Here is a 14,722-nt window from a genome sequence, read left to right on the forward strand (position 1 = left end):
TGACGCCCGACCCGTCCGGACGTCCGACCCGTCCGGACGGGTGAGTCACCGGGCGCGGGGCCCTCGTAGAATCGCCGGGTGAACGCCCCCGCACCCCCGGCCGAAACCCTCCGTGCCGCCCTCGCCGGTCTGCTCGACGGGCTGCCGCCCCGGCAGGCCTCGCAGGCGGTCGAGCGGCTCATCGCCAGCTACCGCGGGGCCACCCCGACCGACGCTCCCATCCTGCGCGACCGGGCCGACGTCGCCGCCTACGCCGCCTACCGGATGCCCGCGACCTTCGAGGCGGTGCGGTCGGCTCTGGAGGCGTTCGCCGAGGCCGCGCCCGGGTGGGTGCCCGGATCGCACACCGACGTCGGCGGCGGTACGGGTGCCGCGGCCTGGGCCGTGAGCGCGACCTGGGGCGGGGAGCGGCCCGTCACCGTGCTCGACTGGGCCGAGCCCGCGCTCGCCCTGGGCCGGGAGATCGCCGCGGCCGACCCGGCCCTGCGGGACGTACGGTGGCAGCGCTCTCGGATCGGAGCGGCGCTCACCCTGGAGAGCACTGATCTCGTCACCGTCTCCTACGTCCTCAACGAGCTGACCGCCCCCGACCGCACCGCCCTCGTCGACGCCGCCGCGTCCGCCGCACAGGCCGTCGTGATCGTCGAGCCCGGCACCCCCGACGGCTACGCCCGCGTCATCGAGGCCCGCGACCGGCTGGTCGAGGCCGGTTTCCACGTCGCCGCGCCCTGCCCGCACAGCGCCGCCTGCCCCATCGCCCCGGGCACGGACTGGTGCCACTTCTCCGCCCGGGTCAGCCGTTCCTCCCTGCACCGCCAGGTCAAGGGCGGCTCCCTCGCCTACGAGGACGAGAAGTTCGCTTACGTCGCCGCCGCCCGCTTCCCCGTCGCCCCGGCACCCTCCCGTGTCGTCCGGCGCCCGCAGATCCGCAAGGGCCAGGTCCTCCTCGACCTGTGCGAGACCGAACCGTCCCTGCGCCGTGCCACCGTCACCAAGCGCCACGGCGACCTCTACAAGGCGGCACGGGACGCGGACTGGGGCGACGCCTGGCCCCCGGCGCCCTGATCGGAGCCGGTCAGTCCTGACCGGCCCAGCGGGACAACGCCTCCTCCGCCCAGGCCCGGTCGGCGGGGGACAGGTTCGCGATGTCGACGCTGTGATTGCCGCCCGGCACCCACAGGATGCGTGAGTCGGCACCCGCAGGTCGGAAGTGCTCGGCGACAGAGGGGTCCTGGGCGCCGTTGACGAACAGCAGCCGGCTGCCGCGACGGCGCACCCAGCGGTCGATGTCGGGCATGGCCGTCGTGTCGAAGACCATGGGGATGTCCCGGGGGACGAAGTTGCGCGCCGCGATGCCGCCGGGGTGGCGCAGCAGGTCCGCCACGTGGGCGGTGGGGACATCGCCGTACCCCAGTTGCGTGCCGATCTGGTACCAGTACGGGACGTACCGCCGCGCCGCGGTGTCGGCGTACAGGGACAGCCCCGCCCATGCGTCCAGCCACGCGTACAGCTCGTCGGTCGTCGCCCCCGGGCCGGGGATCGAGGTCACGTCGGTCGGCGTTGCGCGCTGCCAGAACATGAACAGCAGACGCAGCACGGCGATCTCGAACGCCTGGTCGGCGCTGCCGATGATGCGGAAGGTGTCGCCCCGGGCGGTCGCCCAGGCCTCGTAGCGGGCGACCATCTCGGCCCGGCGCAGCAGCATCTGCCGCTGGGCGGCCTTGACGGCCTCACGGTCGGGAGCGGTGCCGACCGTCTCCAGGAAGCGGAGGTAGGCGGAGTCGTCGCGGTCGTCGACGTTGTTCGGGGCCGAGTAGACCACCGTGCCGTCCACGTCGTGGGGGTGGAAGCGGCGGTGGTAGACGCTCGCCATGCCGCCCTTGCTGCTGCCGGTGGAGAGCCACGCGCCGGGGTAGAGCCGGCGCAAGAGGCGGACGACGCGGTGGTGGTCGTCGGCGGCCTGGCGGATCGTGAGGTGGGCGTAGCCGGGCCCGGCGGGGAGCGAGGCGCCGAAGTAGCGGTGTTCCGCCTGGAGTTGGTTGGCGCCGAGCAGGATCGTCGGTTCGCTCCGCCAGGGCGTGAGGACCGCGTGGTAGCCCGTGGTGGTGAGCACCATGGGCCGGTCGGCGGCGGTGTGCAGCAGGGTGAGGCGCTGCTCGAAGGTGCCGGCCGCGGGGTTCGTGTGGTCGACCGGCTGGCGCAGGCCCAGGACGAAGTGCCGGTACCCGGGTTCGGCGTCCTGCCGCTCTTCGATCAGACGCAGTCCGGGCAGGGCCCGCAGGGCGTCCGCCACGTCGTGCTCCCCGGACCCGGCCCGGGGAGCGCCCGCCGCCCGTGCCGGTACGGCCGCCGTCGCGGCGAGGCCGGCAGCGGAGGCGGCGGATACCGCCGAGGCGAGCAGCCGTCGTCTCGTCCAGACGCGCATCGTGGTTCCTCCCGGGTGTCCGTCTGTCGGTCACTGTCGCGGTGTCGCGACCGCTTCAGTACATCCGCCGGACGTCCCGGGAGGATCCCGCGCGCGAGGGGACGGTCTCCCCCGGGCGGGGGAGGCTCACGACGACTCGTCGGTCGTACCGTCCTCCTGTCGTTCCTGCTGCTGCCGTTGCTCCTGGAGTTTGCGCAGCAGCTCGCGCTTGTGGGCCTGCGGATCGAGGCCGCCGCCGATCCGGCCGCCCCGGCCGCCGCCGCGCAGCGCCTCGCGGCCGAGCTTCCGCCGCGATCCGCCGACGCCCAGCAGGTTTCCGGCTCCGCCTCGGGTCATGTGGGGCTCCTTCTCCGGTTCGTGCTCGCAACGAGACGGTTCGTCTCGTTCATGTCGCTCCACTGTCCGCGAGACGCTCCGTCTTGTCAACCTGGTAAATTCGACCCATGTCCGCACCGAAGTCCGCCCGGTCCGCCCCCGGCAAGTCCGCCCCCGACGCCTCCCGGCGCAGCGAGAAGTCCCGTCGCGCCATCTACGACGCCGCCCTCGCGCTCGTCGTGGAGGTCGGCTATCCGAAGACCACCATCGAGGGCATCGCCGCCCGCGCCGGCGTGGGGAAGCAGACGATCTACCGCTGGTGGTCGTCGAAGGCGGACGTGCTGATGGAGGCGTTCCTCGATCTGGGCGAGCAGTCCCTGCGGGAGGCGGGACCGGTGCCGTACGCCTTCCCCGACACCGGCGACCTCGCCGCCGACGTCAAGGGCGTCCTGCGCGCCACCGTCGACCAGTTGCGCGACCCGAGGTTCGAGGCGCCGTCCCGCGCGCTGGCCGCCGAGGGGGTGGTGAACGAGCAGCTCGGCCGCGAGTTCGTGGCCAAGCTCATGCAGCCCTCACTCGACCTCTACATCGGCCGGCTGCGCGCCGCGCAGGAGGCAGGGCAGGTCCGGGCCGACATCGACCCGCGCATCGCCCTGGAGTTCTTCATCTCCCCGCTCGCCCAGCGCTGGCTCCAGCACACGGGCCCGATCTCCTACGAGTACACCGACACCCTCGTCGACTACGCCCTTCACGGCCTCGCACCGCGCTGAGTGCCCTGCCGAGTGCCGCGCCGGGCGGCCCGCGCGAGGCGCCCCGGCGCGTCCGTGATCACCCCGTCGCAGCCCAGCGCCAGCACCCGGTCCCGCTGCGCGTCCGTCACCACCGTGTGCGCCCACACCCGCCGGATCCCCGACTTCACCGCCCGCACGAGATCCGCGTCACGCGCACGGTGGTCCACGTCCAGCAGGTCCACGTACGACCGCCAGCGCTCCGGGCGGTCCGTGCGCAGTTGCCGCGCCGAGCGCCACAACTGCGTGAGCAGGCCGAGGCGGTGGACGCGGCGGGCCACCTCCGGGTCGTTGGAGTTCACGAACACCGAGCGGGTCAGGCCGCGGGCCCGGATCATCCCGGCCAGCCGGCCGAGACTCCGCGGATCCTTCGCCTCCAGCATCAGCACGATCCGCCCGCCGAAACGATCCAGTACCTCCTCGACCGTCGGCGGCCGTTCCGAGCGCCAGCTGCCGGGCAGCGCGTCCTTCGGGCGCAGCCGGACGCCCTGCCACTCCCGGGCGTCGAGGCCGCGCACCTCGCCGCCCAGGTAGGTGGTGCGGTTCAGGGTCTCGTCGTGGAACACCACGGGCGTCCCGTCGCGCAGCAGCCGCGTGTCGAAGTCCAGCACCTGCGACGTACCGCGCTCATAGGCGGCCACCAGCCCCGTCATGCTGTTCTCGGGGACCTCGCGGGCGCCGCCGCGGTGGGCCACGTACGTGACCCGGGGGAGCGCCGCCACCGTCAGGGGGCCGGTGCCCCACTCCAGCGGGCGGGTGCGTCCCTCCAGCGGGCGCAGGCCCGACGGCAGGGCCGGGGCGGCGCCGACCGGTCCCGTGAGGGTCAGCGAGACCACGGAAACCGCGGAGGCGAGGCCCGTCAGCGCGATCCTTGTGACCATGGCGACCACGGTAGGACGCCATGTCACGGCAAAGCGGGCAATGACACCCGATCACGGTGCGGAGTACCTCTCGCCCCACCGGCATATGCCTCGCCCCACCGGTACATGTCTCGGCCCTCCTGCCCCGGATGTGGGCACTGGCCCCCCGGCGCGCGGGAAGATGGGACCATGAGGCATGCTGTTCCGCACGACAGCGAGGCGAGGGGATAGATGAGCGCGGAGTACGGCGGCAGGACCGGCCTACAGGGCAAACTCACCCAGTGGCTGCGCGCCGGGCGCCGGCCGAAGGAGACCGCCGGTGACGGCGGCCGTGAGGCCCTGCTGCTCGCCGCCGCCGGAGCCGGACTGCCGCTCGCGCCCGCCGCCCACCCGGCCGGCTACCGCTGCTCCTGCGACCGCGTCGGCTGTCCCACCCCGGCCCGGCACCCGGTGTCCTTCGCCTGGCAGACGCAGTCGACCACCGACCGCGCCCAGATCGAACGCTGGGCCCGCCATCAGCCGCAGGCCAACTTCATCACCGCGACCGGCATGGTGCACGACGTCCTCGACGTGCCCCTGGATGCCGGTCGCAGTGCGTTGGAGCGGCTGCTCGGCGACGGTGTCGAGGTCGGGCCCGTCGCCGAGAGCGACGACGGCCGCATGCTGTTCTTCACCCTCACCCGCGGGACGCCCGAGGAGGAGGACGAGTGGTGGCCGTGCGAACTGGACTGCCACCCCGAGACGATGGACGAGCACCCCGGGCTGCGGTGGCACTGCCGTGGCTCCTACGTCCTCGTACCGCCGGCGCGGCTGCCCGGTGAGGACCAGACGGTGCACTGGGTGCGCGGGCCCGAGCATCCATTGCCGGATCCGCTGAGCCTGCTGGAGACCCTGACCGAGGCCTGCGCCCGGTACGCCGGCGAGGAAGCCGACCACGCCGGGCAGGCCTGGCCGCTGCGGCACTGAGCCGGTCCTGCCCTGTCCTTTCCGACCCTGCCCCGCCCTGCTCCTACGAGCCTTCGGCCGACGTCATGCCCTGGATCCGGCCGAGGATCGTCACCTGCTCGCTGCCGCTGCCCTTCGGCGGGTCCAGCGCCACCTCGTTGGAGACGAACTCCATCAGGAGGGACTGCTTGACCTCACCCTTCGTCAGCGCGAGGACGTCCTTGCCGGGGATGGGGAACGACGTGCCCGCGTAGGCCGTCTGCTTCTCGTAGTGCCGGGTGGTGAAGAACACCAGTGCGCCGCCGTCCGCCGTGCGCAGGGCGAGGGGCTGGTAGTCGCCGTTCGTCAGCGGTTCGTCGATGTACTGGGTGACCAGGCCCGGCTTCTTGGCGTTCTTCTCGCGCAGGGCGCGCCACTGGCTGGTGTGGGAGCCGTCGGCGAAGGTCTCGCCGCCGTTCTTGAGGTAGGTCGTGTAGTCCTGGCTCAGGTCGCCGGGGGCGACGGACAGGCCGGTCGAGTTCACGGGGACCGACTCGGCCCAGCCGTCCGCGTCCTTCTTGAACCGCGGGACCTTGCCCGGTGCGACGAGGGTGAGATACGCGACCTGGAAGGGGTCGTCCAGGCTGCTGCGGGTGAACACGAGCAGCCAGCGGGCGGTGCCACCCTTGTTGCCGGCCGCGTCGACGAGGAACCAGCGGGGCCAGCCGGCCTTCTTGGGGATCGTGTACTTCGCGTCCGTCAGCTTCAGGGGCGTGTGGTTCGGGTTGCCGTCCGGGCTGTTCGTCCGGCCGGCCTTCAGGCGTGCCGAGTCGATGTCGGCCAGGGCGCCGGTGGTGTGGTCGGCGTCCAGGGAGGCGTCGTAGGCCTTGTCGGCCTCGTTGTACGCGGTCGTGAACTCCTGGAGGGCCTTGGCGGCTTCGGCTCGGGTCGTGGACGGGAGGATCTCCCGTTCGCCGTGCACCACGACGCATCCGCTCGCCGTCAACGACAAAGCGGTCACCGAGGCTGCTATGAGGGCGCTCCGGGCGGACCTGCGGAGCGTTCGAGGGTCGCGATCCCTGCTCATCGGGTTCCTTCACCTTCCCCTTTCCGGAGGCGAACCCTACCGGGTGCCGCCGGCGGCCGGACGGGGGTGGGTGTGCGAGAGGAATCCCGGCGGCGTCAGGCCCTGTCGCGCACCGGCGCCGGCGCCGTCCGGCCGCGTCCAAGGCCCGTCGGTGCCAGGAACAGGGTCAGGGTCGGGACCAGGTACAGCAGCCACACCACGACCTGGAGCACCGTCGGATCCGGCTGGAAGTTGAACACGCCCTTGAGCAACGTGCCGTACCAACTGTCCGGCGGAATCGTGCCGGAGATGTCGAAGGCCAGTTTCCGCTCGCCCGGCAGGAAGCGGGCCTCCTGCAAGTCGTGGAAGCCGTACGCCAGTACGCCCGCGGCCACGACGACGAGCATGCCGCCGGTCCAGGTGAAGAACCGGGCGAGATCGATGCGCAGGGCGCCCCGGTAGAAGAGCCAGCCCAGGAGGACCGCGGTCAACAGGCCCAGGGCGACACCGAGAAGGGGACGCGGGCTGCCGTCGCTCGCCGCGTGGACCGAGGCCCAGACGAACAGGGCCGTCTCAAGGCCCTCCCGGCCCACGGCCAGGAACGCCGTGGCGACCAGCGCGCCCGTGCCCATGGCGAGGGCCGCGTCCAGCTTGCCGTGCAGTTCGGACTTCAGGTGCCGGGCGGTGCGCCGCATCCAGAACACCATCCACGTCACCAGACCGACCGCGAGGATCGACAGGGACCCGCCGAGCGCCTCCTGCGCCTCGAACGTCAGCTCCTGCGAGCCGAATTCGAGCGCACAGCCGAAGCCGAACGCGAGGGCGACCGCGATGCCGATGCCGATCCAGATCGGCCGCAGCGCGTCCCGGCGGTCCGTCTTCACCAGGTAGGCGATGAGGATGCAGACGACGAGGCTCGCCTCCAGGCCCTCGCGCAGACCGATCAGGTAGTTGGAGAACAACAGGCTCAGGCCTCCTTGGAGAACAGCGTCCGGCCCCACCAGTCGTCCTTGTCGCGGACGCCCGGCGGGATGGCGAAGAGCGCCGAACCCACGTGCTGGATGTACTCGTTGAGCGCGTCCGTGGCCAGGTTGCGCTGGATCGGGATGAAGCCCTTGCGGACGTCCCGCTGGTAGGCGAGGAAGAACAGGCCCGCGTCGAGGCGGCCCAGTCCGTCCGTGCCGTCGGTGAAGGAGTAGCCGCGGCGCAGGATCGTCGCCCCGTGGTTGGCGTCGGGGTGCGCGAGCCGGACGTGCGCGTCGGGCTTCATGGCCTTCAGGAACGGCTCGTCACGCTCCTTCGCCTTGCCGACCGGGGCGCCCTCGCCCTTGTCACGGCCGAAGATGTCCTCCTGCTCCTGGAGCGAGGTGCGGTCCCAGGTCTCGATGTGCATGCGGATGCGGCGGGCGACGAGGTAGGAGCCGTTCGTCATCCAGGACGGGCCGTCCTTCCCGTCCACCCACACGAACTTCTTCAGCCGGTCCGTCTCCGTGCCCGCTATGTTGCGGGTGCCGTCCTTGAAACCCATCAGGTTGCGCGGGGTCTGTGCCTCGGGTGTCGTCGACGACGTCTTGCCGAAGCCGAGCTGCGACCAGCGGATGACGACCTTGCCGAAGCCGATGCGGGCCAGGTTGCGGATGGCGTGCACGGCGACCTGTGGGTCGTCCGCGCAGGCCTGGACGCACAGGTCGCCTCCGCTGCGGTTCTTGTCCAGGTTGTCACCCGCGAACTTGGGCAGGTCCACCAGGGCGGCCGGCCGTTGCTCCGCCAGGCCGAACTTCCCGAACAGGCTCGGACCGAAGCCGATCGTGAGGGTCAGGCGGGAGGGCTTGAGGTCCAGGGCCTCGCCGGTGTCGTCCGGGGGTGCCTCGGGGAGGCCGCCGAAGCCGCCCTCGCCCACCGGCTGCCCGGCCGTCATGCGGCGGGCGGCTTCCGTCCACTCCTTCAGCAGCTGGACGAACTCCGCCCGGTCGTCGGTCGTCACGTCGAACGCGGCGAAGTGCAGCCGGTCCTGGACGGGCGTGGCGATGCCCGCCTGGTGCGGGCCGTGGAAGGCGATCGCGGTTCCCGTGTCCGGTGCGGGGTCGTCGTCGGTGCGGGCCATCGCCACCGCTCCGCCCGCCGCGGCGGCGCCGAGGGCCAGGCCCGCGCCGCCCCAGCCGAGCAGGGAGCGCCGGGAGGGAGATGGCGTGTCGTTGTCCGTCATGGGCGCGGTCCCCTACTTCGCGACTGCGGCAGCGAGCTTCGACAGGGGCTCCGCCAGCGCGTTGACCGCGTCCGAGAGCTCCTTGCGGTCGGCCTTGCCGACCTTGTCGTAGGAGGTGAAGTCGTACGACGTCGTGTCCGGGCGGTACTTGTCGAGCAGCGTGTTCAGGGTGGCGAACTGCTTGTCCAGTTCCGTGGTGAGGGCCTTGTCGTTCTCCTGCGCGACCGGCTTCAGCAGCTCGTACGACTTCTGCGCGCCCTCGACGTTGGCCTTGAAGTCGACCAGGTCGGTGTGCGAGTAGCGCTCCTCCTCGCCGGTGACCTTGCCGGTCGCGACCTCGTCGAGGAGTTCCTTGGCACCGTTGGCCATCGAGGTCGGGGTGATGTCGGCCTTGCCGACCCGCTCCTGCCAGTCCTTCAGGTCGGTGATGAGCCGGTCGGCGAGCTCCTTCTCCCGGTCGCCGATCTTCTTGTCCTGCCAGAGGGCCTTCTCCAGGCGGTGCCAGCCGGTCCAGTCGGTGGCGGGGTCCTGGCCGTCCTCCAGGCCGTCCTCGCGGACGTCGACCTTCGGGTCGATGTCGCCGAAGGACTCGGCGACCGGCTCGGTGCGCTCCCAGCCGATGCGGGACGGCGCGTACGCCTTCTGCGCGGCTTCCAGGTCGCCGTCCTTGACGGCCCGGGCGAAGGTTTCGGCCTTGGGCAGGGTCTCGTCGGCCTGCTCCTGGGTGTAGGCGCGGTAGGCCGCCACGGCCTCGTCCAGGCGCGGGTCGCGCTTGACCGCCTTGCCGCCGGTGGCCTTGACGGCCTGACGGATGCCCTTGCCCTTCATGCCGGGCTTGCAGGCGATCTGGTAGTCGCCGGCCTTCACCTCGGCGGTGACCCGCTGCCTGGTGCCGGGGCCTATGTTCTCCCGCTCGGTGACCACGCGGTCGTCAGGGAAGAGCACGTAGACCTCGGTGACCTTGGAACCCTTGTTCTCGACGGCCAGTTCGACGTGCCCGGCGGGGAACTCCTTCTTCGACACCTCGCACTTGTCGTCCGTGGCCGTCACATGGACCACGCGGTCGCCGTCCTCGGCGTTGCTCTTCTCCGTACAGCCGGTGACTGCGGTCAGAACCGCCGCGGCGGCGATCACGACGGATACGGGGCTGGCGGGTCGCATGAAAGCTCCAGAAGGACGGGGAAGGTGAGGCTCACCTAAGCCAGATAAGGATTACTTAAATGACTCAAAATCGCTCTCATGAAGTGGTCAAGGGAAGGTCAAAGGTCGCGCTTCGGGATGATCGGGAGCGCCGGCCGCCCGGGACGACCTGGTCGCCCGGGCGGTGTTTGAATGCCCCCGTGACTGACTACGACGTGCTCCGCGTCTTCTGCGGGCCGAACGGTGGATACGGCAACGAACTCGGTGTCGTGCGTGAGGGTTCGGTGATGCCCGAGCGGAGTGAGCGGCAGGCGTTCGCCGCGAAACTCGGGTTCAGTGAGACCGTGTTCGTCGACGACCCCGAGCGCGGGGTGATCGACATCTACACGCCCACCCTGCGCCTGCCCTTCGCCGGGCACCCGTGTGTCGGGACGGCCTGGCTGCTCGACGTGCCCGAACTGGTCACGCCCGCCGGGGTGGTCGGGGCCCGGCAGGACGGGGAGTTCTGCTGGATCGAGGCGCGGGCGGAGTGGGTGCCGCAGCGCACCCTGCGGCAGTACGGAAGCGCGGCCGAGGTCGACGACCTGGCCGTGCCGCCGCCGGGGGAGTGGGTCTACGCCTGGGCGTGGGAGGACGAGCCCGCCGGACGGGTGCGGGCCCGGGCCTTCCCCGGACGCGGCGACGGGATCGACGAGGACGAGGCGACCGGGGCGGCGGCCCTGCTGCTCACCGACCGGCTCGGCCGGGCCCTCAACATCACCCAGGGAGCGGGCTCCCAGATCCTGACCGCACCCCAGCCGGGCGGCTGGACCGAGGTCGGCGGCCGGGTGCACCTCGAACGCTGACCCGGGCGGCGCGCGTCGGTACGGGCGGAACCCTCTCGGGTGCCCGCCGCGGGTCTTTGGGGCCGGTCAGGCCGACAGCGGGAACTCCTCGCCCAGCGCGTGGAACACCGCGTTGTTCAGCGCGTACGCCCGCTTGCACTCGGCCACGATCCGCTGCCGCTCCAGCTCGTCTCCGGGCACCGCGTCCAGCAGCTCCCAGTAACCCCGCTTGAAGGCGGCCGGGTTGGGGATCTCCTCGAACACGTAGAAGCGGACCCCGTCGCCCTTCTTCGGCAGACCCCACGCCCTCTCGGCCGTGTCGCGGATGATCTGCCCGCCGGAGAGGTCGCCGAGGTAGCGGGTGTAGTGGTGGGCGACGTAGCCGGCAGGCCAGGTGCGGGCGCAGTCGGAGATCCGTCGCGCGTACTCCAGGGTGGCGGGCAGCGCGCTGATGCCCGCTCGCCAGCCGGGGCCGCGCAGGTACTCCAGGTCCTGCTCCAGCGCGGCCGTCCGGAACAACTCCGGGCGGACGAAGGGGCCGGCCACCGGGTCCCCGGCCAGGCGCTCGGCGCCGGACTCCAGTGCCCCGTACACGAACCACAGCTGCTCCGTGTAGCGGGCGAACGCGTCGACCCCCAGTTTGTGCCCCAGCAGGTCGCTCATGAACGTCGAGCCCCTGACCTCCTCGTGCTGCTCGCGGGAAGCGGTCCGGATGAGGGTGGAGAAGGATTCCATGGGCCCACTTCCTGTTTCCCGACGTCGTGTCGGTAAAAACGGTACTCCGGTGCCGTGGAAAAAGCCCGCCCTCCGGGCTCGGGTTCCGGTGGTCGTCGCAACACTCCAGTTCAGGGGATGGGTTTTGCGTGCACTCAGTTGACCGGCCAGGTGCGCTCGGCCGCCCAGGTGCCGAAGCGCTGCCAGCCGATCTCCGGAAAGTCGCGGCGCAGGGCGTCCACGTCGACATCGAGGCCGGTCTCGGTGAAGTAGCGGAACATCGCGGCGAGATCGGCCGAGAACGTCTCGACGCGGGCGATCGGCAGCCGCTCGAAGACGATCGGCCTGCCGCACACGCCGGTCAGCGCCTCCGCGATCCGGGGGCAGGTCAGCTCGTCGGAGGCGATGTCGATGCGCCGGCCCGCGAACTTTTCGGGCCGCGCGAGCACATGGGCGGCGAAGGCGCCGATGTCCCGCGCGGGAATCAGCGTCACCGGCCGGTCATCAGGCATCGGCAGGACGAATCTGCCCTCGCGCAGACCTTCGAGCGACCATTCGACCGTGTAGTTGTCCATGAACACGGCCGGGCCGAGGACCGTCCACGGCACACCCAGCCCGCGCAGGTGCTGCTCGATGCGGTACTTGCTGTCGAAGTGCGGGATGCCCGTGTCCCGGTCGGCGTGTGCGGCGGAGGAGAACACGATGTGCCCGATGTCCCGGGCGGCCTCCAGCAGGGCGATGCCCTGCCGGACCTCGGTTTCCGGGTCGGAGCCGAAGGGGGTGGACATGGCGAACAGTCCGTCGGCGCCTTTCAGGGCGAACTCCAGCGACTCGCGGTCGTCGAAGTCGGCCGCGAGCACGTCTGCGCCGAGGGCCCGCAGCGCCCGGGCGGCGGCCGAGCCGGGAGTGCGGGTCAGGGCGCGGACCCGGTTAGCCCTGATCGAGCAGCGAGCGGGCGGCCGCGCCGCCCTGGGTGCCGGTCGCTCCGGCAACGGCCACGACGGGCCGGTAGAATTCCTTCGTCATGCGCCTACTGTATGACACAGTCACTGCGTGACGCAGATATTTAGGAGACCCCTTGCTGATAGACGATCTCCAGCAGGAGTCCCGCCGCTACCTGGCCTCCTACGTCATGTTCAACCAGGCGGTCGCGGACCATCTCAAGCTGCACCCGACCGACGTCCAGTGCCTCAACCTGCTGACCGCCGAGTCCGGCCCGTTCACCACCGGCCGGATCGCCGAGCTCACCGGCCTGACCAGCGGCTCGGCGACCCGGCTGGTCGACCGTCTGGAAAAGGCGGGCTACGTGGTCAGGCGCCGCGACCAGACCGACCGCCGCCGGGTTCTGGTGGAGCCCGTCCCGAAGGCGATGCGGAATCTCACGGAGCTGTGGGCCGAGCTGGGCGAGCGATGGCGGGCGATGTTCGCCGACTACACCGAGGACGAACTCGCCCTGCTGTACCGGCACATGCGACGCACCGTCGAGCTCTCCCGGCAGCAGATCGCCCACCTGCGCGGCAAGGACTGACGACCGGCCGGGCGTCGGTGGGGGCGGGACGCTACGGCAGCGTGAGGATCTCCGCGCCCGACTCCGTCACCACCAGCGTGTGCTCGAACTGGGCCGTCCGCTTGCGGTCCTTCGTCACGACCGTCCAGCCGTCGTCCCACATGTCGTACTCGTGCGTCCCGAGCGTCAGCATCGGCTCGATCGTGAACGTCATCCCGGGCTGGATCACCGTCGTCGCGTGCGGGCTGTCGTAGTGCGGGATGATCAGGCCCGAGTGGAACGAGCTGTTGATGCCGTGGCCGGTGAAGTCCCGGACCACCCCGTAGCCGAAGCGCTTGGCGTAGGACTCGATGACCCGGCCGATGATGTTGATCTGCCGGCCCGGCTTGACCGCCTTGATCGCCCGGTCGAGGGACTCCCGGGTCCGCTCCACCAGCAGCCGCGACTCCTCGTCGACGTCACCGACCAGGTAGGTCGCGTTGTTGTCGCCGTGCACACCGCCGATGTACGCCGTCACGTCGAGGTTGACGATGTCGCCGTCGCGCAGGACCGTCGAGTCCGGGATGCCGTGGCAGATGACCTCGTTGACCGAGGTGCACAGCGACTTCGGGAAGCCCCGGTAGCCGAGCGTCGAGGGATAGGCGCCGTGGTCGCACATGTACTCGTGCGCCACCTTGTCCAGCTCGTCGGTGGTCACCCCGGGGGCGATCAGCTTCGCGGCCTCCGCCATCGCCCGGGCGGCGATCCGGCCGGCGAGCCGCATCGCCTCGATCGTCTCGGGCGTCTGCACCTCCGGTCCGGTGTACGGCGTCGGCGCGGGCTTGCCGACGTACTCGGGGCGGCGGATGTTTCCGGGCACGGGACGGGTGGGGGACAGCTCCCCCGGTACGAGCAGCGACTGGCCAGACATGCCAGCGAGTCTAACCAGCGCCCATGGGGGAACATGTCGATGGCGAGAGGAGCTGGTCATGGCCCTGTTCAAGAAGCGGACGGTCGGCAAGCCGGGTGAGTGGTACTACTGCCTGGAGCACAAGAAGGTCGAGGAGGGGCCGGAGTGCCCCAACAAGGACCGGTTCGGGCCGTACGCCTCCCGCACGGAAGCCGAACACGCGATGGAGACCGCCCGCGCACGCAACCTCCAGTGGGAGAACGACCCCAAGTGGCACGACGCCCCGGCGGGCGGCCGCAACGACGAATAGGCGCACCCCGGCGGCCGCGCGCGACCCGCGCAGCCGCACCACCGGCAGAACCGGCCCCACCGCCCCTTACCAGCGCGCCGGCGGTGGGGCCGTCAGGTGTTCCGCCAGTCTCGACACCCTGTCCCGGAAGCGGCGACGCCCGTGTGGCGTCGGCAGGGCGTTCTCCCCGGCCGCCGCGCTGACCAGGTGCTGGACCGTGTCCAGGTCCAGCTCCGAGCCGTCGGGGACGGCCAGGGCCTCGTGGGCCATCGCCGGCAGCTCGCCCTCACCGGGGCCGAGGGACAGCACCGTCGCCCCTGCGCGCCGGGCGTCGGACACCCGTTCGAGGAGGGGTGCGGCGGGTCCCTCGGGCGACACCACCAGCAGCGTCTCGCCCCGCCGGGCCGCCTCCAGCCGCCCGAGGCCGACCGCCAGGTGCGCCGGATCCGAGGGGCGCGCGTCATGCCGTACCAGGGTCGGGGCCAGCTCCGGCGTGCCCGACCACGCCGCCTCGTCCACCAGGTGCGCCGCCAGGTGCCACGGCTCGTACTCCGGCGTGCCGACGAGCAGCAGCCCGCCGCCGTGCGACACCACCGACCCCCGCAGCGCACCGGCGAAGCGCCGCGTGGCGCCCAGCCATTCCGTCCCGACGAGCACTTCCCGCAACAGCGCGACCCGTACGGCATCCATACGACGGCATCCTGCCCCGACCGGTCACTCGTGACGTGGAATTCACCACGCATTCGCCCGGCTTGGGCAGGTGGACCGGTCATCC

General features: G+C 71.4%; 17 protein-coding genes. 6 read left to right on the forward strand and 11 right to left on the reverse strand.

From position 1 onward, the window contains the following. Positions 1–78: 78 nt before the first annotated feature. Entirely contained in the window at positions 79–1,065 is a 987-nt protein-coding gene (locus GTY47_RS07800) for a small ribosomal subunit Rsm22 family protein (RefSeq protein WP_010036915.1), read from the forward strand. Positions 1,066–1,075: 10 nt separating this feature from the next. Here the strand turns inward: GTY47_RS07800 and GTY47_RS07805 are convergent, their stop codons facing one another. Together GTY47_RS07805 and GTY47_RS07810 are read right to left on the reverse strand one after the other, a co-directional pair. Then, on the reverse strand, positions 1,076–2,425 hold the full coding sequence (locus GTY47_RS07805; protein ID WP_010036917.1) for a S28 family serine protease: 1,350 nt from the start codon (positions 2,423–2,425) through the stop codon (positions 1,076–1,078). Positions 2,426–2,551: 126 nt separating this feature from the next. Further along, positions 2,552–2,761 (reverse strand): DUF6243 family protein, encoded by a 210-nt coding sequence (locus GTY47_RS07810; RefSeq protein ID WP_010036919.1) that lies wholly within the window; start codon positions 2,759–2,761, stop codon positions 2,552–2,554. A gap of 107 nt (positions 2,762–2,868) precedes the next feature. Here GTY47_RS07810 and GTY47_RS07815 point away from each other — a divergent pair, with 107 nt between their 5' ends. Further along, positions 2,869–3,510 (forward strand): TetR/AcrR family transcriptional regulator, encoded by a 642-nt coding sequence (locus GTY47_RS07815; protein ID WP_010036921.1) that lies wholly within the window; start codon positions 2,869–2,871, stop codon positions 3,508–3,510. On the opposite strand, the gene GTY47_RS07820 is transcribed toward GTY47_RS07815, so the two are convergent. Then, positions 3,489–4,409 carry a glycerophosphodiester phosphodiesterase gene (locus GTY47_RS07820; protein ID WP_040902849.1) on the reverse strand — a complete coding sequence of 307 codons (921 nt, stop codon included), beginning with the start codon at positions 4,407–4,409 and terminating at the stop codon, positions 3,489–3,491. The two genes, GTY47_RS07815 and GTY47_RS07820, sit on opposite strands and share 22 nt — an antisense overlap. A gap of 210 nt (positions 4,410–4,619) precedes the next feature. On the opposite strand from GTY47_RS07820, the gene GTY47_RS07825 reads away from it, so the two are divergent. After that, positions 4,620–5,354: a bifunctional DNA primase/polymerase gene (locus GTY47_RS07825; protein ID WP_010036926.1), complete on the forward strand. Its 735-nt coding sequence runs from the start codon at positions 4,620–4,622 to the stop codon at positions 5,352–5,354. A 43-nt stretch (positions 5,355–5,397) separates the two neighbouring features. Here the strand turns inward: GTY47_RS07825 and GTY47_RS07830 are convergent, their stop codons facing one another. From GTY47_RS07830 to efeO, 4 genes are all read right to left on the reverse strand, one after another. After that, on the reverse strand, positions 5,398–6,399 hold the full coding sequence (locus GTY47_RS07830) for a hypothetical protein (RefSeq protein WP_078602778.1): 1,002 nt from the start codon (positions 6,397–6,399) through the stop codon (positions 5,398–5,400). A gap of 95 nt (positions 6,400–6,494) precedes the next feature. Then, a complete protein-coding gene (gene efeU, locus GTY47_RS07835; protein ID WP_010036935.1) occupies positions 6,495–7,340 on the reverse strand; it encodes an iron uptake transporter permease EfeU in 846 nt (281 codons plus the stop codon). Positions 7,341–7,345: 5 nt separating this feature from the next. Continuing rightward, complete coding sequence (efeB, locus tag GTY47_RS07840) at positions 7,346–8,584, reverse strand: iron uptake transporter deferrochelatase/peroxidase subunit (RefSeq protein ID WP_010036938.1); 1,239 nt, start codon at positions 8,582–8,584, stop codon at positions 7,346–7,348. 12 nt (positions 8,585–8,596) lie between these two features. After that, positions 8,597–9,745 carry an iron uptake system protein EfeO gene (gene efeO / locus GTY47_RS07845; RefSeq protein ID WP_010036939.1) on the reverse strand — a complete coding sequence of 383 codons (1,149 nt, stop codon included), beginning with the start codon at positions 9,743–9,745 and terminating at the stop codon, positions 8,597–8,599. Positions 9,746–9,924: 179 nt separating this feature from the next. On the opposite strand from efeO, the gene GTY47_RS07850 reads away from it, so the two are divergent. Continuing rightward, positions 9,925–10,569: a PhzF family phenazine biosynthesis protein gene (locus GTY47_RS07850; protein ID WP_010036940.1), complete on the forward strand. Its 645-nt coding sequence runs from the start codon at positions 9,925–9,927 to the stop codon at positions 10,567–10,569. Positions 10,570–10,635: 66 nt separating this feature from the next. Here GTY47_RS07850 and GTY47_RS07855 read toward each other — a convergent pair whose 3' ends face one another. Both GTY47_RS07855 and GTY47_RS07860 read right to left on the reverse strand, forming a co-directional pair. Then, positions 10,636–11,283, reverse strand: a complete 648-nt coding sequence (locus GTY47_RS07855; RefSeq protein ID WP_010036941.1) for a biliverdin-producing heme oxygenase — start codon at positions 11,281–11,283, stop codon at positions 10,636–10,638. Positions 11,284–11,417: 134 nt separating this feature from the next. Next, positions 11,418–12,203: an NmrA/HSCARG family protein gene (locus tag GTY47_RS07860; RefSeq protein ID WP_231911255.1), complete on the reverse strand. Its 786-nt coding sequence runs from the start codon at positions 12,201–12,203 to the stop codon at positions 11,418–11,420. A 191-nt stretch (positions 12,204–12,394) separates the two neighbouring features. Between GTY47_RS07860 and GTY47_RS07865 the strand changes: the two genes are divergently transcribed. After that, positions 12,395–12,790, forward strand: coding sequence for a MarR family transcriptional regulator (locus tag GTY47_RS07865; protein ID WP_078602784.1), 396 nt, complete (start codon positions 12,395–12,397; stop codon positions 12,788–12,790). A 31-nt stretch (positions 12,791–12,821) separates the two neighbouring features. On the opposite strand, the gene map is transcribed toward GTY47_RS07865, so the two are convergent. Next, complete coding sequence (gene map / locus GTY47_RS07870) at positions 12,822–13,679, reverse strand: type I methionyl aminopeptidase (protein ID WP_010036945.1); 858 nt, start codon at positions 13,677–13,679, stop codon at positions 12,822–12,824. Positions 13,680–13,737: 58 nt separating this feature from the next. On the opposite strand from map, the gene GTY47_RS07875 reads away from it, so the two are divergent. Next, complete coding sequence (locus GTY47_RS07875; RefSeq protein WP_010036946.1) at positions 13,738–13,968, forward strand: hypothetical protein; 231 nt, start codon at positions 13,738–13,740, stop codon at positions 13,966–13,968. Positions 13,969–14,034: 66 nt separating this feature from the next. On the opposite strand, the gene GTY47_RS07880 is transcribed toward GTY47_RS07875, so the two are convergent. Next, entirely contained in the window at positions 14,035–14,637 is a 603-nt protein-coding gene (locus GTY47_RS07880) for a hypothetical protein (RefSeq protein WP_010036947.1), read from the reverse strand. Positions 14,638–14,722: the final 85 nt, after the last annotated feature.

Source organism: Streptomyces sp. SID5464, from assembly GCF_009862985.1.
Lineage (GTDB): Bacteria > Actinomycetota > Actinomycetes > Streptomycetales > Streptomycetaceae > Streptomyces > Streptomyces chartreusis_D.